This window comes from Flavobacterium sp., assembly GCF_028712645.1.
Classification (GTDB): Bacteria; Bacteroidota; Bacteroidia; order Flavobacteriales; family Flavobacteriaceae; genus Flavobacterium.
The window spans coordinates 1-19,646 of sequence record NZ_JAQTPQ010000033.1 but is presented as its reverse complement, the minus strand read 5'-3'; the positions used below and the strand labels follow the sequence as shown (position 1 = coordinate 19,646).

The following is a 19,646-nucleotide window of genomic DNA, read 5'->3' as shown; positions in this document are numbered from 1 at the left end:
TTGATCTATCGGTATAATCTACTATTGAAGACATTTTATCAGCGCCAATTAGCATTACTTTTTTATATCTTCCTGATTGAACATAGGCTGCAGCAACAGACATTCCGTATAAAAATCCAGAACATGCTGCTTGTAAATCGAATCCAAAAGCATTTGTTGCTCCTATTTCGGTGGCTACATATACTGCGGTGGCAGCTACAGGCATATCAGGTGTTGCAGTTGCAACAATCAATAAGTCTATTTCTAAAGGATCAATATTGGCTTTAGCTAATAAATCTTGTGCTGCTTTTATGGCTAAATAAGATGTTCCTTTTCCTTCTTCTTTAAGAATTCTTCTTTCTTTTATTCCAGTGCGAGTGGTAATCCATTCGTCGTTTGTGTCAACCATTGTTTCGAGAATTTTGTTTGTAAGAACAAAATCTGGAACATATGCTCCAACTGCTGTAATTGCGGCTGTAATTGTATTCATTATATTCAACTGTTTTTTGTCAAATGTCGCCATTGACAAAATTTTTAAAAAGTCTTGAAAAGTACAAAAAAAATTCTAATGCTATATGATTTAGAACTTCTAAATAAATGAAAATTATAAACAACAAAAAAACTCTCACATATGTGAGAGTTCAAATATCATTTACAAAAACGTATTAAGCAACCGCTACAGATTTATCTATAACAACTTGCCCTCTGTAATACATTTTTCCTTCATGCCAGTAGGCTCTGTGATATAAATGTGCTTCTCCAGTAATTGGACAAGTAGCGATTTGAGCTACAGTAGCTTTATAATGTGTTCTTCTCTTATCTCTTCTTGTTTTCGAGATTTTTCTCTTAGGATGTGCCATTTTACTATATTATTTATCCGTTAATAGTTGCTTTAATTTGTCCCAGCGTGGGTCAATATTTTCTTCTTTTTTATTCTCTGTTTTTTGTTCTTTTATTGTCAATTCTTTCAGTTTTTTTAAAGCTTCGGTGTTTAAACTTCCATCTTTAATTCCTGGATGAATTCGTCTTAGAGGAACCGAAAGCACAATCATTTCATATATATATTGTGCAATATCTATTTGAAATTCTCCGTGAGGCAAAATAAGCAACTCTTCGTTGTCATTATTGAAAGCATCTCCAAACCGCACAATTAATTTCATATTGCCTTTTATAGGCAAATCAAATTCTTCGTTTGTCATATCACAAGGAACATTGACAGTTCCTTTATGCTTAAAAGCCAACTCCAGCAGGGTACTTTTTTTCTCTAAAACTACATTTACTTTGACGTTTGAATTATTAAATTCATGATAATCAAAGATTTCAAAGAACGCATTGCTTATTTGATATTCAAAATGATGTTTTCCTAGCTTTAATCCTATAAAAGGAATTAAAAATTCTTTCGTCTTGTTCATTTCAACAACAATTTGCCCTAAACTTCGGGAGTGCAAAGATATAAAATTATTGTAAATCTAATAATCTTATTTACCTTTTTTTATTTAAGACTATTTTTCTTTTATTTTAAGGGGTTTTTGGCTAATTTCATCGTACGCATTTCTCGAATTGAAGATGTCAATCGCAAGATAAACAGCTTCTTTGAATGAATTAAAATCGGCAATTCCTTTCCCAGCAATGTCAAAAGCGGTCCCGTGATCTGGTGAAGTTCTAATTTTATCTAAGCCTGCGGTATAATTCACACCTTTGCCAAACGACAATGTTTTGAAAGGAATTAATCCTTGGTCGTGATAAGAAGCTATAACTGCATCATATTTTTCGAATTGGTTACTTCCAAAAAAACCATCGGCAGCAAAAGGCCCAAAAACCAATGTTCCTTTTTCAAATATTTTTTTCAATGCGGGTTTTACTATTGTGTCATCTTCTTTTCCTATAACGCCTCCATCTCCACAATGTGGATTTAATCCCAAGACAGCTATTTTTGGCTTGTTGATGCTAAAATCTTTTACCAATGATTGTCTTACTGTTTCTATTTTTTTGCGAATCAATTCTTCGGCAAGGTGGGAAGCAACTTCATTTAAAGGAATATGATCCGTCAATAAACCAATCCTTAGATTATCCTGAACCATCAACATTAAGGCATTCCCTTCTAACTCCTGATCTAAATAATCTGTATGACCAGGGAATTTAAATGATTCCGATTGAATATTGTATTTGTTAATTGGTGCTGTAACCAATACATCTATTTGACCTTCTTTTAATGCTTTTGTAGCCGCAACAAATGATTTTATGGCATATTCCCCAATTTTTTCATCATTTACTCCATAATTAATATCTACAACTTCGTGCCAAACATTCAAAACATTTATTTTGCCTATAACTATTTGATCTAATCTATCGATTCCGTGGAGCATCGAAGTAGATTCAAAACTCTTTTTAACGAATGAAAGTGTTTTTACATTAGCAAAAATAACAGGTGTGCATAACTCTAACATTCGAGAATCTTCGAATGTTTTTAGAACAACTTCGCTTCCAATACCGTTTAAATCTCCTATTGAAATTCCGACGATTATATTTTCTGCATTTTTTATCATGACCTCAAGTTATTTATTGCTAATTTTGAAGTGCAAATTTAGTAAAATAAAACAAGAAATGTTTACAGGAATTATAGAAACCCTTGGTTCAATCCAAGAAATCAAAAAAGACAAAGACAATGTTCATATTACGATAGCTTCAGCTATTACTAATGAACTTAAAATTGACCAAAGCGTCGCTCATAATGGAATTTGTATGACTGTAATTGCCATTCACGACAATCTTTATACCGTGACAGCGATTGGAGAAACAATAAAAAAGACGAATATTTCTTATTGGCAAACAGGAGATAGCATCAATCTTGAAAGAGCAATGAAATTAGGCGATCGACTAGACGGTCATATAGTACAAGGACATGTTGACCAAATAGGAAATTGTGTTTCGGCAAAAGAAACAAATGGAAGTTGGTTTTATACTTTTGAATATGATGGGACTTTTGAAAACATTACTATCGAAAAAGGTTCCATTACCGTTAACGGTGTGAGTCTAACAGTAGTTGATTCAGAAAAAAATCAGTTTAGTGTTGCCATTATACCCTATACGTATGAGCATACTAATTTTAAATCCTTCAAAATCGGAACGAAAGTGAATCTTGAATTTGACGTTATAGGGAAATACGTTTCTAGATTATATTCAAATAAATAAAAGAAGCTAATCAATTAAAAAGAAAAACTCCTAATTAAATTGGTTTTTTTATCTTTAATTGATATTTGTAAATTATATAAATTCCGAACAATAATGCTATTATAAAAACTATGTAAAGATTTTCATCAATGGGCAATCCAGGAGGTGGTGGTGGTCTTTTTGCTCCTGGCGAAGGGGGACTTGGAGCACCAAAGGCAATTGCAACACCCAAAAGGTATATACTTAAAAAAATAAGCCTGTTTGCAATGGTTTTCATATTTCTCCTAAAGATACAAATCTTTTATAAAAAATCAAAAGTTTTTATTGATTGATAACTCAAAATTCCAAAAAAAAGTGTGCGCAAAGTTATTTATATTTTACAAGGAAACACTTTATTTATCGATAAAAGTGCGTTTTTTACCGATTAAACGCTTAAATGTATAATTTTCATAAAAAAAATCATATATTTAATATGGTCTTGGAGAGTTTTGCATCCTCAATCTTGTAACTTATCTCTTTATAAAATTCCCCTTCACATACAAAATCTAGTCCTTTAAAAATTAAAGGCTTGAAATATTGACATTTACTTTCTAAAAAGATTACTAAATAATTATGTGGTTTTTAATATTTTGTAAAGAGCAATACTATATTATCTTTCTTTTTTAACCTTATGAAATTATCTCAAGAAATTATTCTTGATTAAAGGGTTTTGACAAAAATTCGTTCATTCCAGCTTTAAAATACTTATGCTTTTCTCATTATTAAGTTGTCAGTTAAAGTTGATGCCGATAGAATTTACATTGTAACTATAAACGGAATAAATTATTAGCATTTGAATCAAAATAATTTAAAATTAGGCTTTTAAACGTCAAATTATGCAGATTTAATGATTAGCGGATTTATAAATTATTGACCTACAGGGTTTAAAAAATTGTTCCTTTTAGTAAAAAAAAATGTACATTTATAAACAAAATAATCTTTAAAATAGTATATAATTATGAAAGTTACAATTGTTGGTAGCGGATATGTTGGACTTGTAACAGGCGCTTGCTTTTCTGAAGTAGGTATTAATGTTGTTTGTGTTGATATTGACATTAAAAAAATTGACAATCTTAATAATGGTATAATACCAATTTATGAACCTGGACTTGAAGAAATGTTGATGCGAAACATAAAAAAAGGACGTTTGAGTTTTACTACAAATATTGCAGAGGCAATAAAAGACTCAGAAGTACTGTTTATTTCTGTAGGTACACCTCCAGACGAAGATGGAAGTGCCGATTTAAAATATGTTCTAGCAGTTGCTCGTGATTGTGGTAAAAATATGGATGATTATTTATTAGTAGTTACAAAAAGCACCGTACCTGTAGGAACTTCTGAAAAAGTAAAAAAAGCTCTTCAAGATGAATTGGATAAGCGAAAAGTAAATATAAAATTTGATGTAGCATCAAACCCTGAGTTTCTTAAAGAAGGAGCTGCAATTGCAGATTTCTTAAAACCTGATAGAATTGTAATTGGATTAGATAGCCCAAGAGCTGAGGATTTAATGAGAAGTCTATACAAACCTTTTACCCTAAATGGTCATCCACTAATTTTTATGGATATTGTTTCGGCTGAGATGACAAAATATGCTGCAAATGCAATGCTTGCTACCAAAATTAGTTTTATAAATGATATCGCAAATCTATGTGAAATAGTTGGGGCTGATATTAATTTGGTACGAAATGGTATTGGTTCCGATTCGCGTATTGGAAACAAATTTATTTACCCAGGAATTGGATATGGAGGATCATGTTTTCCTAAAGATGTACAAGCTTTAATTAGAACTGGAAGTGAATACAATTATGAACTTCGAATTCTTAAAGCTGTAGAGGACGTAAACAACGATCAAAAGTTAGTAATTTTTGATAAGATTAATAACTATTTTAAAGGAGATTTAAAGAACAAAACTATCACGATATGGGGTCTTTCTTTTAAACCTCAAACAGATGATATGCGTGAAGCTCCTGCTTTAAAAATAGTCAAAAAACTACTGGAAGCTGGTGCAAAAGTTAAGGCTTATGATCCAGTTGCTATGGAAGAAGCTAAAAACCATTTTGGCGACACTATTTCTTATTATAATGACCCACACGAAGCTTTAATTGATTCAGATTGTTTAGCAATCCTCACAGAGTGGCCAGAGTTTAAATTCCCTAATTTTAAAATTGTAAGCAAGTTGTTAAACAACCCAGCTATATTTGACGGTCGCAATATTTATGATAAAGTTGAAATGAAGAATTATGGTTTTGATTATTTCTGTATTGGAGTTAACACAACGAAAAACAGTGTTGCTTCTTCTTGATTAAACAATGTTGAGTAATCTCAAAAACTAATTAATTCAACTTTTTATACATTATGATAACACCTAAAAAAATTCTAGTCACTGGTGGCGCAGGTTTTGTTGGATCCCACTTATGCGAACGCTTATTAAATGAAGGCAATGAAGTGTATTGTCTGGATAATTTTTTTACAGGACAAAAACAAAACGTTTTGCACTTACTAGACAATCCTTATTTTGAATTGATTCGACATGATGTTACCGCTCCATTTTTTATTGAAGCCGATGAAATTTACAACCTTGCATGTCCTGCTTCACCAGTACATTACCAGCATAATCCCATAAAAACTATTAAGACATCCGTAATGGGCGCTATTAATATGTTGGGGCTTGCTAAAAGAATAAATGCAAAAATATTGCAAGCCTCTACAAGTGAAGTATATGGCGATCCTCATGTTCATCCTCAATCAGAATCTTATTGGGGAAACGTTAATCCAATAGGAGAACGTTCTTGTTATGATGAAGGAAAACGCTGTGCAGAAACTTTGTTTATGGATTATCACAAACAGAATAATGTAAAAATTAAGATCATTCGCATATTTAACACCTACGGCCCAAGAATGCATCCTAATGATGGAAGAGTAGTTTCTAACTTTATCGTTCAAGCTTTGCAAAACCAAGACATTACTGTTTATGGCAAAGGACAACAAACCCGAAGTTTTCAGTATGTTGATGACTTAGTAGAAGGAATGATAAGAATGATGGCATCACCAGATCAGTTCATTGGTCCTGTAAATATGGGAAATCCAAATGAATTTACAATTCTTGAACTTGCTGAAAAAGTAATACAACTTACAGGATCCAACTCGAAAATTATATATAAACCATTACCTTCTGATGATCCTATGATGCGCCAGCCAGACATTTCCATTGCAAAAAAAGAACTAAATTGGTCGCCTAAAGTTGAATTAGATGAAGGTTTAATAAAAACTATAGAATTTTTTAAGTCAGTAATTTAAACTAACGAATAAACCTTTAGTATATCTTACCAACATTAATTCAGGTTTCGTGAGTGTTATGACCTAGAACTGAATCGGGTAGTTAAAAATATTCCCTATGGATTGACAACAGAAGGAATTGATATAACACAACACCTGATGGATCTGAAATTTGGTAACCAATAATAAAAAAAATAAATTCCCAACAAATAAAAAAGCCTCGTAAACTATTAATTTACAAGGCTTTTTAAGTTTAAAATGTGGTCCCACTTGGAATCGAACCAAGCACCTACTGATTATGAGTCAGTTGCTCTAACCGAATGAGCTATAGGACCTTTTATGCGGTTGCGAAATTACTACTATTTTACATTTGTTCCAAATATTTTTGAACTAGATTTTTCTTCCTCAATTTAAATTTGGTATTTAAAACAGAACCAACTGATTACTAGAATCTTCAAACAAAGGATTTCTTTATAATAAAATCATCTAATTTCCTGACACAACTCTATTAAAACTCCGTTAGTGCTTTTTGGATGTAAAAAAGCGACTAATTTATTATCGGCTCCATTTTTAGGAATTTCATTCAAAACAATAAATCCTTCTTTTTTTAAACGTTCTATTTCTGATAAAATATCATCTACTTCAAAAGCTATGTGATGAATTCCTTCTCCTTTTTTGGAAATAAATTTAGCAATGGGACTTTCAGGATTTGTAGCTTCAAGAAGCTCAATTTTATTTGGACTACAACTAAAAAAAGCTGTTTTCACACCTTCACTAGCGACTTCTTCTTCTTTGTAAGCGGATACGCCAAACAGTTTTTCATAAATTTTAGATGATTCATCTAAATTCATAACAGCTATTCCTATATGTTCAATTTTATTCATAGTCCTATTGCATTTTTAACCATTAAAAGTAAACGAAATTTACGGTTTTAAAAAAAACTACCCTTAAATAAAGTTAAAAACTTTAGGACTTTGTCACTTTATAACTTTGCCACTCAAAAAATTAGTATTTTTGCACAATGGAAACAAATAGACAGAAAAAAATAGGTGGCGTCATCCAAAAAGATTTGGTTGATATTCTGCAAGGTGAAGTGAGAAAAAACGGAGTTTCAAATTTGATAATTTCAGTATCCAAGGTTAGCGTAACTACTGATTTATCAGTAGCCACGGTATATTTAAGCATTTTTCCGCAAGAAAAAGCAAAGGAAACATTAGTGGCAATAAAAACGAATTCAAAATTGATTAAGCACGATTTGTCGCAAAGAGTACGCTTGCAATTGCGCAAAGTCCCTAATTTGGTTTTCCTTATAGATGACTCATTAGATTATATTGAAAAAATTGATAATGCTTTGTCTTCCAAAGAAAATCCTATTGAAAACCGTGATCTTTTAGAAAAACGCAGACATTCATAAATTGAATTTCCCTCTTTACATAGCCAAACGTTATATTTTTAGCAGCAGTAAAAACAATGCCATCAATATAATCAATCGAATTGCCAGTATGGGAATAATTGTTGGCGCGATGGCTTTGTTTGTGGTTTTATCAGTATTCAGTGGTTTGAAAGTTTTCAGCCTTTCCTTCTCTAACAATATTGATCCCGACTTAAAAATAAGTAGCACTTTAGGCAAATCATTTTTTATTTCTCCTTCTCAAGAAAAACAAATCAAGGCAACCGACGGCGTTGTTTCTTATAGTAAAATAATTGAGGAACGCGTTTTGTTTATTTTTGATGAAAAACAAGAAGTTACTTATTTGAAAGGAGTTGACCAGGATTTTAGTAAAGTTAACGCCATTAAAAAAACTTTATATAATGGCGATTGGTTAAAACCTGATACTTATCAAGTGGTTGTAGGATACGGAATTGCCGAAAAATTCTCGATGGGATTGTTAGATTTCAACAATTCGCTAGAAGTTTTGGTTCCAAAACCTGGAAAAGGCACTATCGAAAATCCCGCAGAAGCTTTCAATAAGACGGTCGTAATTCCTGTGGGAATATATGCTATTAGTGAAGACTTGGATTCTAAATATGTATTCGCTGATTTAGGTTTGGCTCAAGAATTATTAGAATATAAAACCAATCAAATTTCAGGAATAGAAATCAAAGAAAAAAAAGGTGCCGACGAAAATGCCATCATCAGCCAACTTCAAACTATTTTCAATAATAAAATCACCGTAAAAAATAGGGCTCAACAAAACGAATCCTTGTATAAAATGTTGAATACCGAAAATCTTGCAGTCTATTTGATATTTACTTTAGTAATTATAATTGCGCTTTTTAATTTAATTGGCGCATTAATTATGATGATTTTGGACAAAAAAGGAAACCTGAAAACGCTTTTGAACTTAGGAACCGAAATCAAGGATTTGCGCAAAATATTCCTGCTCCAAGGAACATTACTAAGCGTTTTTGGCGGAATTATAGGATTGATTTTAGGAATTACAATCGTGTTATTGCAACAACATTTCGAACTCGTGATGATTACACCTACATTAGCTTATCCTGTAGTTTTCACTATCGAAAATGTGTTGATTGTATTGGCAACCATTGTCACGCTTGGTTTCATTGCTTCATTAATTGCGAGTAGTCGCGTGAGTAAGAAACTGTTGGACTGATTATGTAATATGGCAATCCGTTACTTGTACCAATTTTGAAAATGGCACACGGATTTAAACAGATAAAAACGGATTTTTATAGTATTATCAGCAAAAATCAGTCTAATCCGTGTAATCTGCGTGCTATATTGGGTATTAGTCCGCTTAGCGGACAGTCATAGTATATAATTTGTGGAAGCTTGTTAGGAATATCTTCTTTTGAATACCAAAATACCGAAATAAACACTTCGTTATTTTCCTAAATATATTGCAATTTTGGTTATAATATATAGAACATAATTCCAATATTCATTGAATTCATATCAATAGATTCAGTATTGGTTTTAGCTTTTTGAAACAAGGAATTTAAACCATAATAAGCATAAACGTTTATAGAATTATAACCCACTGAAATATACGTTCCGTATTGAAATTTATTAAAATCTTTATTATTAGTGACCACTATTTTTCCAAGTGAATCTTCATAAATTGATTTATTATAAATCAAATAACCCATCTTGAAACCGCCATAAATTCTCCAAAATTTGTGACTGTCATAAGTTGATGTTCGATATCTAAACTCAATAGGAACTTCGACCAAAAACTGGGTAAAACGGTTTTTATTGTAGGATATATTTGGGTCAATAATTGCGTAAACTTTAGTTTGATTGATTTCAGTAATAGCTAAGTTTTGATTGTACTTATTATATGAAAAACCTAGGCCTGGCGCAATTGCAACAGTTCTGTTTTTATTTACTGGAAAATCCCTCAGGAAACCAATAGAAAAACCAGAAGAAAATTTATCTTGAGTTAGTCCAGCTAGTTTATTTTGTAAAGTATTGAAGGTAAATCCAAGATAAAACTGGTCTTCCCTGTATAGTGAATCAACTTTTACGGTAGGCGTAACTGTATTCGCGTTTTGCGAAAAAACATTGACCACCGAAAACAAAAGAAAAAATTTAAGGAATAAACGCATACTAGATTTTTGTGGTATAAAATTACAAAAAAAAGCTAACCGAAAGGATAGCTTTTTAGATTATAAAAAATGTTGCAGAGAGGAAGGGATTCGAACCCTCGATATGTTTCCATATACACGCTTTCCAAGCGTGCGCCTTCAGCCACTCGGCCACCTCTCTATTTATTTTGAGGCTGCAAAGAACACTAAAAAAATTGATTAAAGAAAATTAAAAATCAAATTTTATGACAATTCCCCGCGTAATGATGTTTCGAATATTGTTTTGAAAATAGCTGGCGGTACATTTTGACCCAAAAGGTACATCAATTTAGTAATTGCAGCTTCGGTCGTGATGTCTTTACCTGAAATCACACCAATTTCTTTCATTAAAGTGCTTGTTTCATATTTGCCCATTGTTACACTTCCTATAGAACATTGGGTTACGTTTATAATTTGCAAACCTCTGACAATTCCGTTCTTCAAAAGTGTTAAAAACCATTCTTCTGTTGGAGCATTTCCTGCTCCATAGGTTTCTAAAATTACTCCTTTAAGTTCTGGAATTGAAAAAATTGCTGATAAAATTGACTCGCTTATTCCTGGAAATATTTTCACAATAGCCACATTGTTTTCAATTTTTTTATGAATCCTTAACTTCTTCACTCTTGATTTAGGCAAGAATAATTCTGAAAAGGTTTTCAAATGAACGCCAGACTCAATTAAAGTGGGATAATTAGGTGAAATAAACGCATTAAAATTTTCAGAATTTATTTTTGTGGTTCTATTTCCTCTGTATAATTTGTATTCAAAGTACAAACACACTTCTCTAATTGCGGGTTTATGATCTATTTGCAAAGAGGCTATTTGAATTGCTGTTATTAAATTCTCTTTCGCATCGGTTCTTAAATCTCCTATTGGCAATTGTGAACCAGTAAAAATCACGGGTTTCGATAAATTTTCTAGCATAAAACTCAATGCTGATGCCGAATACGACATTGTATCAGAACCGTGTAAAACTACAAATCCATCATAACCAGTATAATTATCTTCAATGATTGTAGCCATTTTAATCCATTCTTCCGGATTCATATTAGAAGAATCGATGGGTTTATCGAAAGAAACCGTCTCAGTATCACAATCTAATTGTTTTAATTCTGGAATTCTTTGCAATAATTTACTAAAATTGAAAGCTTTTAGCGCTCCCGTTTCAAAATCCTTCATCATACCGATAGTTCCACCAGTATAAATCAAAAGTATTTTGGCTTTAGATTGCATTAGTATATTTTAATTTATTCACAACCGGATTGGCATACATTGCCAAAAAACCTTGTAAAGCCACAGGATTATTTTGGTCAATTCGCATTTCCAACCTGCGTTCAAAAATCGATTTTTCGTTTTCTGTATATAAATGAGAATAGATTTTAGAGTTATTTAGAATATCATAAGCAATAAAATTAGTTGACCATAATTTATAATTACTTAAAATTGAATCATCAATAACTTGTGCTAAGGCTAGAATTTGTTTATTCGAATTATCGAATTCAACTTTAATATCCTCTAATTCTTGGTCAATAATATCTCCTATATGAATGTGGATACGCTTTTTTTGCCCCATTACACCACTCATTAGGTTGATAAAATCTTCGTTTTTTTCTTTCGTATAAATTTCGTTATTGGCTTCGGCCATTAATTGAGGCATTTTCAGCGCATCGGTTGGGTCATATTCATAAGAAATAGAAACTGGAACTATTTTTACTTTTTTGAAATAATCCATTAAAATTTGTTCGTCAGAACCCATTGCAAGCATTTTTAAAACGCCAGGATTTGTAGCATCATTACCATCTTTTGTTCTTCCTTCACGTTGTGCAATCCAAACCGAACGATTTTCGTGCAACAATAATTGCCCAATATATTCCGATAATAATTTAGAACTTTGCAGCATTTCTCTAGGTGACAAGCCTCTTTGAACCAAAAAATTTCTATTTAATTTCGCCAAAATTTTCAAAAAAGATTTTTTTACCAAATTATCTCCAATTGCCGAAGCGGTCATTACAAGTCCATTTTCATAAAGACAAGAATTTAATAATGTGGTGTCTAAAAGAATATCTCGATGATTCGAAATAAACAAATAAGAAGTATTTTTTTCTAATTTTTCGAAGCCTGAAGTTGTCAATCCATCAGATGATTTTTTCAGCACCTTTTGCACAGATTCATAAATGAATTTGCATTGAAAATCTCGAATGGAATATGTTTTTATTAGTTGTTTTCTCCAAACCTCATCCTCTACATCTGGAAAACTAAAGTTCATCAATGCTTTCATCATTGGATGTTTTATAGACGAACGGATGGCGTCATTTACTTCAGCGTCATAAAACGGGCGGATATCGTCAAATTTTGACATATAGTGGTAGATTTTTTATGAGAACAAATTAACAAAATTTTTATCGATAAAATAAGAATTTGAAATTAAATCCTAAAAACTGCAATGGAGTTTTCAGTGGTAATTCTTGCGATTTCTTGTTGTGATAAATTGTAAATTTCGGCTAATTTATCGACCACATTTACCAAATAACTGCTTTCATTGCGTTTTCCACGATAGGGAACTGGAGCTAAATAAGGAGAATCGGTTTCAAGAACAATGTATTTCAAATCAATTTGATTCAAGAACTGATCAATTTTTCCGTTCTTGAAAGTAACAACACCTCCAATTCCTAATTTCATATTATAAGAAATGGCTTGTAATGCTTGCTCATAAGTTCCTGAAAAACAATGAAAAATTCCGAACAAATCATTCGATTTTTCTTCTTCCAAAATTTCGAAAACTTCATCAAAGGCTTCGCGACAATGAATAACTATGGGCAATTTGTATTGTTTAGCTAAATGGATTTGTTTTCTAAAAGCAGTTTTTTGCTCTTCCAAATGGGTTTTATCCCAATACAAATCAATTCCAATTTCGCCAACGGCAAAGAATTTTCTTTCGGACAATTCTTTTTCAACAAGCTGCAATTCTTCGAGATAATTGTCTTTCACATGCGTAGGATGCAAACCCATCATTAAGAAAATATTGTCTGGATATGACTTCTCCAAATCGTACATTGCTTGCGTAAAAGTCGAATCAATTGCAGGAATAAAAAAACGCGAAACACCAGCATCAATAGCACGCTGAATCATTTCGCTTCGATCTTCATCAAATTCTTTAGAATATAAGTGGGTGTGTGTATCGGTAATTATCATTGCAAACTTTATTTAGCTGCAAAGATACAATCTTGTTCAAAAAATGAACCATATAAGACATTTAAGACCAGATAAGACATCCAAAAACTAACACATTTATACAAAAATGTCATTTCGACGAAGGAGAAATCGCATTGCGAGAGCATTTAATGCGATTTCTCCTTCGTCGAAATGACACAAAATAAGAAGTAAAACTTAATCCAAGTCATTCAACAATTGCTGCACTTGGTCGTAATCCTCATAATCGTCAGGGATTGTCAACAGGATTTCCTTGCAAGATTTATACTCTTTTTGTTTTAGTTTGGAAAGTGCCAAATACCAAGTCGCCTTATTTTTATAAATGGAAGTTCCAGACTTCAATTCAGCTAAATTAGTTTCTGCTTTTGGAAATTGATTGTCTTCAAGAAGCGAAACAGCATAGAAATACTGAATTTCAGGTGATTTAGTTGAATTTAAAACCAATTCAAAATTTGAAATTGCTGCTTTATAATTTTTAGCATTGAATGCTTCTTGAGCTAATTTTAAATTTTCGTTTACATCGCCTCTTTCCGTAAAATAAGCATTTTCTGGATTGTTATAATCTTCGAAAGATGGATTTTTATTTTGCAAAAGGAAGAACAATCCAAACAAAATAACTATCGATGCGGCGATGGTAAATTGCCATTGTTTCAAATCAATAACTTTTGATTTTTTGGTTTTAAAATGTTTCTTGGAAATCGATTTTAGATTCTTTCTGAAAGCTTTTAATTCATTTGCGTTTCTAAACTTATTCTCCAAATGGAGATTCAATTCCTTGAAAATTTCAAAAGAAGATGCCAATTCTTGATCTTCAACCAATTGTTTTTCAAAATTTATTTTTTCTTCCGCAGACAATTCGTTTTCGATATATTGACTGAATACTATGTAGCGTTCCTCATTCATCGTTAGGTGATTTTTAAAGATTTAAAGCGATTCGTTTCCTGAATCCACTGAGTTAATTGACCAACGCACAACGATTTTTTCTTTCGAACATAACCATAAGTTACGTTAAGCTTTTCGGCAACTTCTTCCATCGATTTTATGGTAAAACTCAATTTCAATAACTCTTGGCATTTTTCGCCAAGTTTTTGAAACATCAAGTCAAAAAGTTTTTGTTTTTCGTCGAACACTTCGGTTTCTGTCACCATTTCCTCTGTGGGTTCATTTATAGATGGCATATCTTCATCAATTGTTACCCCTTTATTTGAAGATTTTTTTATTTCATTCAACCATTTTCTCTTACATAATAAAAAAAAGTAAGCATCAAAAGGACAAGTCAATTGTAACTTATTGGCTTTAGCCTGATTGAAAAGTAAAATCATAATTTCCTGAACGACATCTTGTGCCTTGTCTTCATCCCCCGAATTGTTCCTTATATAATGTACCACTTTTGGAACAAACTTCTTGTAAATAGATTGAATGATTGCCGAATCGTTATTGGCAAGTCCATCAATATAGATTTGATCTGGATGAATTGTGCTTTTAGACATAAAAAAACTTTTTTTCGAAATTAGTAAAAAAAGGGGTAACAAATATAAAACCAAGTTGATATAACCATATAAATCAATAATTGAAACTTTTAAAACTTTTAGATTATGGAAAATATAAAAAAATTAGGAATCTCTTTCATCATCCAACTTTGGAAATTAATAACCCGATAAAAAAATTAATAATGAGGGTAACAATTGAAACGACAAGTTGATATAACAATGAAATCAGGATCAAAAAACAATTTAAAATAAAGGGTAACAATATCAAACCCGAATTGATATAACAATGTAAACCAATAATTAACAACAATTAAAATTTAGAAATTATGAAAACAACGTTTCACGCACACCAAAAAAACAATTTTAAACTTGTAAGTAAATCAAATTTAAAAAACATCGGACTTTTAGCTTTAGCAACAATCGTTTTTGCAAGCTGTACTAACAATGACAATTCAACTACAACACCTCCAACCGCGGCAGCTTTCAAAGGAATTAACGAGGGTGGATTAAAAAAGAATACACAAAACTTCACTGCAACGGCAGGATCTGGAGTTATCACATTGACTTCTGCAAACGGAGTAACCATAAAATTCAATGGAGACTGTCTTACCAAAAACGGAAATCCAGTAACTGGAGCAATCGACATTGAATTTGTAGAACTTTTCGACAAAGGAAATATGCTTATATCCAACAAGCCGACAATGGGAATAATGCCAAATGGAGATCATAACTTATTGATTTCGGGAGGAGAATTTTTCATCAAAGCCACACAAGCTGGACAAGAATTGGCAACAACTTGTGGCATCAGCCTCTTAGTTCCAACAAGCCTAACTGGCGGTGTCGATAATACAATGACTTTATGGAATGGAATCATTGATAATGCAGGAGACTTGGCTTGGGAAGATGCCAGAGATGTTGTTGGAGCAAATGGTGGAAAAGGCGGTGTTCAAGCCGAAGGTAATAATTATTATGTGACTTTTGGAAACTTTGGTTGGACAAATGTGGATCGTTTTTATAGTGATCCAAGACCTAAAACAACAATTCTTGCAGCAGCTCCTAGTGGTTATGACAATACCAATAGTGCCATTTATTTATCTTACGATGGAGAAGGAACAAATGCTTTAGCTAAATTAGATACTTACACCCCAGCAGGATTATTCAGCGAACATTATGGTCAAATTCCAATAGGATTAGCTTGTCACGTGATTTTTGCAACTGAAGACAACGGAAATTGGAGATATGCCATCAAAGCCGTTACCGTTCAAGCAGGCGACGTTTATACCTTCACTCTTGGTGAAACAACCGTAGGAACTGAAGCCCAACTTGTAGCCGCAATCAATGCGATCCAATAACACACAAATATAAATTTTTAGATAAAGTGGTGATTTGCTCACCACTTTTTTCTATTTTTAAAAATAATTTGAAGCTAATCCTGCTGTCCGTTACAATCCACGCCCAAAAGCGTGGGGTTTTCACTGCCATCAGGGCTAAAAACGAATCGATTATGAAAACTCTTTTGTCTTTTATCTTTTGTCTATCATTTCTCTTTTCCTTTTCTCAAGTTAAAGTAAAAGATACCGTAACTCGTCGTGCTACAATCACTTATAACCAAAAAGGAAACGCCGTAACTTTCAAACCAGAAACGCCTCCATTGATTCCAATTGCTGGTGCTCCTAAACCATCATATTCCTATTTATGGGAAATGGGCGACGGTCATTACAGCAAGGAAGCCGAACCCAAACACGTTTATAAAAACAAAGGAACTTACAACGCAAGACTTGCCGTAACCAATAATTATGACAACGGAAAACCACCTGCAACACGGCCAAAAACAGTTGCAGTAAACGAAATTTCGGATGAGATTTACCAAGATATTGCTTCCATCGAAGACCAAAACGGATTGGCAATACAGAAAAACTGCGACCCAATTCCTGACCAACAAATGGAAGTAATCGTAAGTTATCAAAATATGGAAAACTACGTAACTAACGGGAAATTATATCTTTTTTACAACGAAAAACAATTTAAAAATAACAATTTCGATTTGGTCGATTTCAGGACGTATGCTGGCGAAAGAGAAGTCAAAGAAAATCTCGTTGCGACAGTTGATGATTTAGAAAATTCCGATTCCTATTTGGCCTCCGAAAATGCTTTTACAACAGTAAAAAAATACAAAACCACTACAATTGAAGAAGACTTGGATGCAACTTTAGCGGAAGCTCATAAAACTTATAAAAACGCAACCATTTTAGAATTTGATGATGCCAACCCGGACGAAACCCGAAACGTATTTCTTACTTTCAAAACTACTCCAGAAATGATGAAGGATACTAGTGCAACGGTAACTATGCGAAGTGTTTTTGTTCCCAATCGAAGTTTCAAAAACCACAAGGTCAAAAACCTCGAAATGGAAATTGTGACTTCACACGATCCTAACAAAATGGGCTCTAACGGAAGTTTTATGAATTATCGTTTGGTACGATTCAAAAGAGTTAGCTTTAAAACCAGATTCCAAAATAATGGCGAAGGTCCAGCAAGAATGATTCGGCTAGAAACTGATATTCCGGAAATGTTCGACAAAAAAACTTTACAAATCGAGGATATGTATCCCAAATGTCCTATTTGCCCAAAAGGTGAAGAACCTACAACGAGTTGTTTGGACACAATAATTAAACAAAACCAAATATTCTTTACTTTCAAAAATATTTATTTACCTGGAAGTGAGCAGAAAAATGTAAAAGAAATTGACAGTACCAAAGGCTTTGTCAAATATTCCTTGAAATTCAATAAAGATTTTCATAAGGTAAATACGAAAAGCAGAACGGCAATTGTTTTCGATAAAAACGAACCTATAATTACGAATTATGCCACTACGAGATTTTCGCCAGGGATTTCTATTGGTGTAAAATCAGGTTATAATTTGTATCCAAGTTTAGAAAATTCTAGAAGTTATTTTGTTGGTGCTACTATTTCTCCTTTTAAATCTTATCGCTATTATTGGCAAGCTGAATTTGTAAATAGTTTTCACACTTTTGATGAGGCAAGTTCTATTCTAGATTCATTTAGAACTAATGCAAATGGCGTGGTACAATTACTGCGAACTACAACTTTATCTGAAAATAGCACTATTAATTGGGAAATTCCTGTTCTTATTCGTTACAATATTAATAATTATGTGGGAATTGGCGCAGGACTTCAAACCAATTTTAACATTTCAGAAAAAACAACTCAAAACGTGACAAGCGACTTATATGAAGGAAAAGATGCCAGCACCCTAATAATAGGAAGTAAAACAGAAACTCTGATAACAAACAATTCTTTTGCTAGTTTTAAAACAGGATTATTATTTGATTTGACAATTGGAGCAGCAAGAATTGGTCCGAGTTTGGGAGCAAGATATGTAGTGAATTTTAAGGATAATTTCAACTATTTTCAGTTTTATGGCATTTGGAAGTTTTAAAATTATTTTTACCATATAAGGAATTTAAGGACATTTAAGCAATTACTATTTAATCTTTTGCAACACAATTCTTAATTATATATTTTACTATACAAATCTTAAATGAACTTAAATTCCTTATATGTTTTAATTTTTTTGTTTCTAAATCTAAATGTTTTTGGACAAAATCCACCTACGCAAGAAGATAAAATTTACAATGCCGTTGATGCGTTTTCGGCAAATCCAACTATCAATGGCTTGCAAAACTTAACAAAAGCAGAAGCCGATTTTTGGGGAAATTTCAAACCAAAAACCAAGAATGAACTCCTAGCTATTGTAATTTTAAATTGCAATAAAGCCTATTACGAAAACAAATTTGGCAAGACGAATCAAGCTATTTCGAGTTATGAAAAAGCGTGGCAAATCTTTCAAAAAAACAAACTTTCGAATTATGATATTACCGAATATTGCTTAAAACCTTTGGGCAATCTTTACACAATTATTGGCGATTATGACAATGCCGAAAACACCATCAAACAATATTTTTTCATCGCTACTATCGAGAAAAATCAGTCGCAAAAAATAGCGGCAATTCTCAATTTATCGAACGTATATCAAAACACGGGCAAAGTGAATGAAGCCATTGATTTGCTTGAACAAACAATTAAAATCGAAAAATTATCGGCGGTTCAAAAAGGGATTTTATTGAATAATTTGGGAAATAATTATGTGTTAAGTTATAAAAATCCCGAATTATCTAAACCTATTTCAAATATTTTTAAAAAATTGGAAAGCAGCTATCTTGATGCCATTCCATTATTAAAATCGGATAAAACTCAAACCGAAACTCTGGCAAATTGTTACCGCAATTTATCAGCATTAAATATTCAATGGCAAAACACTGAATTAGCTAATTCCTATTTCGAAAAAGCCAAGAAATATTTCTTTGCAATTCCCAATGTTTCACCTCGAAAACTAGCCAAATTCAAATATGAAGAAGCTAATTTGTTATTTCAACAAAAAAAATATCCCGAAGCGAGTTTGCTTATTGCTACAGTTTTCAAAACTTTAATTCCCAATTATTCCAATCAAAAAAGCATTCTACCTAATACAAATTCCCTTTATGCAGAAACCGTGTTGCTTGATGCTTTAGATTTACAAGCAGTCATTTATTTGGAACAAAATCAATCCAAAAAAGCATTGGAAGCTTACACACTTTCTTTTCAAATAGAAGATTTGTTTGCCAATTTATTGGTTTATGAAAATTCCAAAATTATCAATCAAATCCGTATTAGAAATCGAACTGAAAAATGTATTTCTATCTATGATTTTCTGTTTAAAAAAGAAAATAAAATCAGTTATATAGAAAGTGCTTTCCAACTTCAAGAACGAACCAAATCAGGAGTTTTGAAAAGTATGCTCTCTAATAAAAAAACAGCTTCAAAAGAAGAAAA

At 32.2% G+C, this 19,646-nt stretch carries 19 protein-coding genes, 2 tRNA genes and 1 pseudogene; 8 read left to right on the top strand and 14 right to left on the bottom strand.

What is annotated here, in order from left to right; genetic code table 11:
- From PHC28_RS04270 to pdxA, 4 genes and pseudogenes are all read right to left on the bottom strand, one after another.
- Positions 1 to 469 (bottom strand): annotated as a pseudogene (locus PHC28_RS04270) (3-oxoacyl-ACP synthase); the annotation flags it as partial.
- 175 nt (positions 470 to 644) lie between these two features.
- Positions 645 to 839, bottom strand: coding sequence for a 50S ribosomal protein L32 (gene rpmF / locus PHC28_RS04265; protein ID WP_007137315.1), 195 nt, complete (start codon positions 837 to 839; stop codon positions 645 to 647).
- 9 nt (positions 840 to 848) lie between these two features.
- Positions 849 to 1,391, bottom strand: a complete 543-nt coding sequence (locus PHC28_RS04260) for a DUF177 domain-containing protein (protein ID WP_300096745.1) — start codon at positions 1,389 to 1,391, stop codon at positions 849 to 851.
- 90 nt (positions 1,392 to 1,481) lie between these two features.
- Positions 1,482 to 2,525 (bottom strand): 4-hydroxythreonine-4-phosphate dehydrogenase PdxA, encoded by a 1,044-nt coding sequence (gene pdxA, locus PHC28_RS04255; RefSeq protein WP_300096744.1) that lies wholly within the window; start codon positions 2,523 to 2,525, stop codon positions 1,482 to 1,484.
- 58 nt (positions 2,526 to 2,583) lie between these two features.
- Here pdxA and PHC28_RS04250 point away from each other — a divergent pair, with 58 nt between their 5' ends.
- Positions 2,584 to 3,171, top strand: a complete 588-nt coding sequence (locus PHC28_RS04250) for a riboflavin synthase (RefSeq protein WP_300096743.1) — start codon at positions 2,584 to 2,586, stop codon at positions 3,169 to 3,171.
- Positions 3,172 to 3,205: 34 nt separating this feature from the next.
- On the opposite strand, the gene PHC28_RS04245 is transcribed toward PHC28_RS04250, so the two are convergent.
- Positions 3,206 to 3,427 carry a hypothetical protein gene (locus PHC28_RS04245; RefSeq protein WP_300096742.1) on the bottom strand — a complete coding sequence of 74 codons (222 nt, stop codon included), beginning with the start codon at positions 3,425 to 3,427 and terminating at the stop codon, positions 3,206 to 3,208.
- A gap of 720 nt (positions 3,428 to 4,147) precedes the next feature.
- Between PHC28_RS04245 and PHC28_RS04240 the strand changes: the two genes are divergently transcribed.
- Both PHC28_RS04240 and PHC28_RS04235 read left to right on the top strand, forming a co-directional pair.
- On the top strand, positions 4,148 to 5,491 hold the full coding sequence (locus tag PHC28_RS04240) for a UDP-glucose/GDP-mannose dehydrogenase family protein (protein ID WP_300096741.1): 1,344 nt from the start codon (positions 4,148 to 4,150) through the stop codon (positions 5,489 to 5,491).
- A 53-nt stretch (positions 5,492 to 5,544) separates the two neighbouring features.
- Positions 5,545 to 6,486, top strand: coding sequence for a UDP-glucuronic acid decarboxylase family protein (locus PHC28_RS04235; RefSeq protein ID WP_300096740.1), 942 nt, complete (start codon positions 5,545 to 5,547; stop codon positions 6,484 to 6,486).
- 240 nt (positions 6,487 to 6,726) lie between these two features.
- Here the strand turns inward: PHC28_RS04235 and PHC28_RS04230 are convergent.
- Both PHC28_RS04230 and mce read right to left on the bottom strand, forming a co-directional pair.
- Positions 6,727 to 6,800: transfer RNA gene (locus PHC28_RS04230), tRNA-Ile, on the bottom strand.
- A gap of 147 nt (positions 6,801 to 6,947) precedes the next feature.
- Positions 6,948 to 7,349, bottom strand: a complete 402-nt coding sequence (gene mce, locus PHC28_RS04225; protein ID WP_300096739.1) for a methylmalonyl-CoA epimerase — start codon at positions 7,347 to 7,349, stop codon at positions 6,948 to 6,950.
- A 137-nt stretch (positions 7,350 to 7,486) separates the two neighbouring features.
- Here mce and rbfA point away from each other — a divergent pair, with 137 nt between their 5' ends.
- Both rbfA and PHC28_RS04215 read left to right on the top strand, forming a co-directional pair.
- Entirely contained in the window at positions 7,487 to 7,879 is a 393-nt protein-coding gene (rbfA, locus tag PHC28_RS04220; RefSeq protein ID WP_300096738.1) for a 30S ribosome-binding factor RbfA, read from the top strand.
- A gap of 1 nt (position 7,880) precedes the next feature.
- Positions 7,881 to 9,080, top strand: a complete 1,200-nt coding sequence (locus PHC28_RS04215) for an FtsX-like permease family protein (RefSeq protein WP_300096737.1) — start codon at positions 7,881 to 7,883, stop codon at positions 9,078 to 9,080.
- 259 nt (positions 9,081 to 9,339) lie between these two features.
- Here the strand turns inward: PHC28_RS04215 and PHC28_RS04210 are convergent, their stop codons facing one another.
- The 7 genes from PHC28_RS04210 to PHC28_RS04180 form a co-directional block, all read right to left on the bottom strand.
- Positions 9,340 to 10,035 (bottom strand): porin family protein, encoded by a 696-nt coding sequence (locus tag PHC28_RS04210; RefSeq protein ID WP_300096736.1) that lies wholly within the window; start codon positions 10,033 to 10,035, stop codon positions 9,340 to 9,342.
- A gap of 75 nt (positions 10,036 to 10,110) precedes the next feature.
- A tRNA-Ser gene (locus PHC28_RS04205) sits at positions 10,111 to 10,195 on the bottom strand.
- A 62-nt stretch (positions 10,196 to 10,257) separates the two neighbouring features.
- Positions 10,258 to 11,286, bottom strand: a complete 1,029-nt coding sequence (locus PHC28_RS04200; protein ID WP_300096735.1) for an asparaginase — start codon at positions 11,284 to 11,286, stop codon at positions 10,258 to 10,260.
- Positions 11,276 to 12,412, bottom strand: coding sequence for a 1-acyl-sn-glycerol-3-phosphate acyltransferase (locus PHC28_RS04195; RefSeq protein ID WP_300096734.1), 1,137 nt, complete (start codon positions 12,410 to 12,412; stop codon positions 11,276 to 11,278). The genes PHC28_RS04200 and PHC28_RS04195 overlap by 11 nt, the downstream gene beginning before the upstream one ends.
- Positions 12,413 to 12,477: 65 nt before the next feature.
- A complete protein-coding gene (locus PHC28_RS04190) occupies positions 12,478 to 13,245 on the bottom strand; it encodes a TatD family hydrolase (RefSeq protein WP_300096733.1) in 768 nt (255 codons plus the stop codon).
- 195 nt (positions 13,246 to 13,440) lie between these two features.
- Positions 13,441 to 14,166 (bottom strand): tetratricopeptide repeat protein, encoded by a 726-nt coding sequence (locus PHC28_RS04185; protein WP_300096732.1) that lies wholly within the window; start codon positions 14,164 to 14,166, stop codon positions 13,441 to 13,443.
- A 2-nt stretch (positions 14,167 to 14,168) separates the two neighbouring features.
- Positions 14,169 to 14,753, bottom strand: coding sequence for a sigma-70 family RNA polymerase sigma factor (locus tag PHC28_RS04180; RefSeq protein ID WP_300096731.1), 585 nt, complete (start codon positions 14,751 to 14,753; stop codon positions 14,169 to 14,171).
- 326 nt (positions 14,754 to 15,079) lie between these two features.
- Between PHC28_RS04180 and PHC28_RS04175 the strand changes: the two genes are divergently transcribed.
- From PHC28_RS04175 to PHC28_RS04165, 3 genes are all read left to right on the top strand, one after another.
- The gene (locus tag PHC28_RS04175) at positions 15,080 to 16,105 is read left to right on the top strand and encodes a hypothetical protein (RefSeq protein ID WP_300096730.1); all 1,026 of its coding nucleotides are present in this window, start codon (positions 15,080 to 15,082) and stop codon (positions 16,103 to 16,105) included.
- A gap of 152 nt (positions 16,106 to 16,257) precedes the next feature.
- Positions 16,258 to 18,213 carry a PKD domain-containing protein gene (locus tag PHC28_RS04170; RefSeq protein WP_300096729.1) on the top strand — a complete coding sequence of 652 codons (1,956 nt, stop codon included), beginning with the start codon at positions 16,258 to 16,260 and terminating at the stop codon, positions 18,211 to 18,213.
- 102 nt (positions 18,214 to 18,315) lie between these two features.
- Positions 18,316 to 19,646: lipopolysaccharide assembly protein LapB (locus PHC28_RS04165; RefSeq protein WP_300096728.1), on the top strand; the 1,331-nt coding region annotated here is incomplete at its 3' end.

Bases quoted from the DNA above. Each gene is read 5' to 3' on its own strand.
- rpmF (WP_007137315.1), bottom strand. From the start codon at position 839: ATGGCACATCCTAAGAGAAAAATCTCGAAAACAAGAAGAGATAAGAGA.
- PHC28_RS04260 (WP_300096745.1), bottom strand. From the start codon at position 1,391: ATGAACAAGACGAAAGAATTTTTAATTCCTTTTATAGGATTAAAGCTA.
- pdxA (WP_300096744.1), bottom strand. From the start codon at position 2,525: ATGATAAAAAATGCAGAAAATATAATCGTCGGAATTTCAATAGGAGAT.
- PHC28_RS04250 (WP_300096743.1), top strand. From the start codon at position 2,584: ATGTTTACAGGAATTATAGAAACCCTTGGTTCAATCCAAGAAATCAAA.
- PHC28_RS04245 (WP_300096742.1), bottom strand. From the start codon at position 3,427: ATGAAAACCATTGCAAACAGGCTTATTTTTTTAAGTATATACCTTTTG.
- PHC28_RS04240 (WP_300096741.1), top strand. From the start codon at position 4,148: ATGAAAGTTACAATTGTTGGTAGCGGATATGTTGGACTTGTAACAGGC.
- PHC28_RS04235 (WP_300096740.1), top strand. From the start codon at position 5,545: ATGATAACACCTAAAAAAATTCTAGTCACTGGTGGCGCAGGTTTTGTT.
- mce (WP_300096739.1), bottom strand. From the start codon at position 7,349: ATGAATAAAATTGAACATATAGGAATAGCTGTTATGAATTTAGATGAA.
- rbfA (WP_300096738.1), top strand. From the start codon at position 7,487: ATGGAAACAAATAGACAGAAAAAAATAGGTGGCGTCATCCAAAAAGAT.
- PHC28_RS04210 (WP_300096736.1), bottom strand. From the start codon at position 10,035: ATGCGTTTATTCCTTAAATTTTTTCTTTTGTTTTCGGTGGTCAATGTT.
- PHC28_RS04200 (WP_300096735.1), bottom strand. From the start codon at position 11,286: ATGCAATCTAAAGCCAAAATACTTTTGATTTATACTGGTGGAACTATC.
- PHC28_RS04195 (WP_300096734.1), bottom strand. From the start codon at position 12,412: ATGTCAAAATTTGACGATATCCGCCCGTTTTATGACGCTGAAGTAAAT.
- PHC28_RS04190 (WP_300096733.1), bottom strand. From the start codon at position 13,245: ATGATAATTACCGATACACACACCCACTTATATTCTAAAGAATTTGAT.
- PHC28_RS04185 (WP_300096732.1), bottom strand. From the start codon at position 14,166: ATGAATGAGGAACGCTACATAGTATTCAGTCAATATATCGAAAACGAA.
- PHC28_RS04180 (WP_300096731.1), bottom strand. From the start codon at position 14,753: ATGTCTAAAAGCACAATTCATCCAGATCAAATCTATATTGATGGACTT.
- PHC28_RS04175 (WP_300096730.1), top strand. From the start codon at position 15,080: ATGAAAACAACGTTTCACGCACACCAAAAAAACAATTTTAAACTTGTA.
- PHC28_RS04170 (WP_300096729.1), top strand. From the start codon at position 16,258: ATGAAAACTCTTTTGTCTTTTATCTTTTGTCTATCATTTCTCTTTTCC.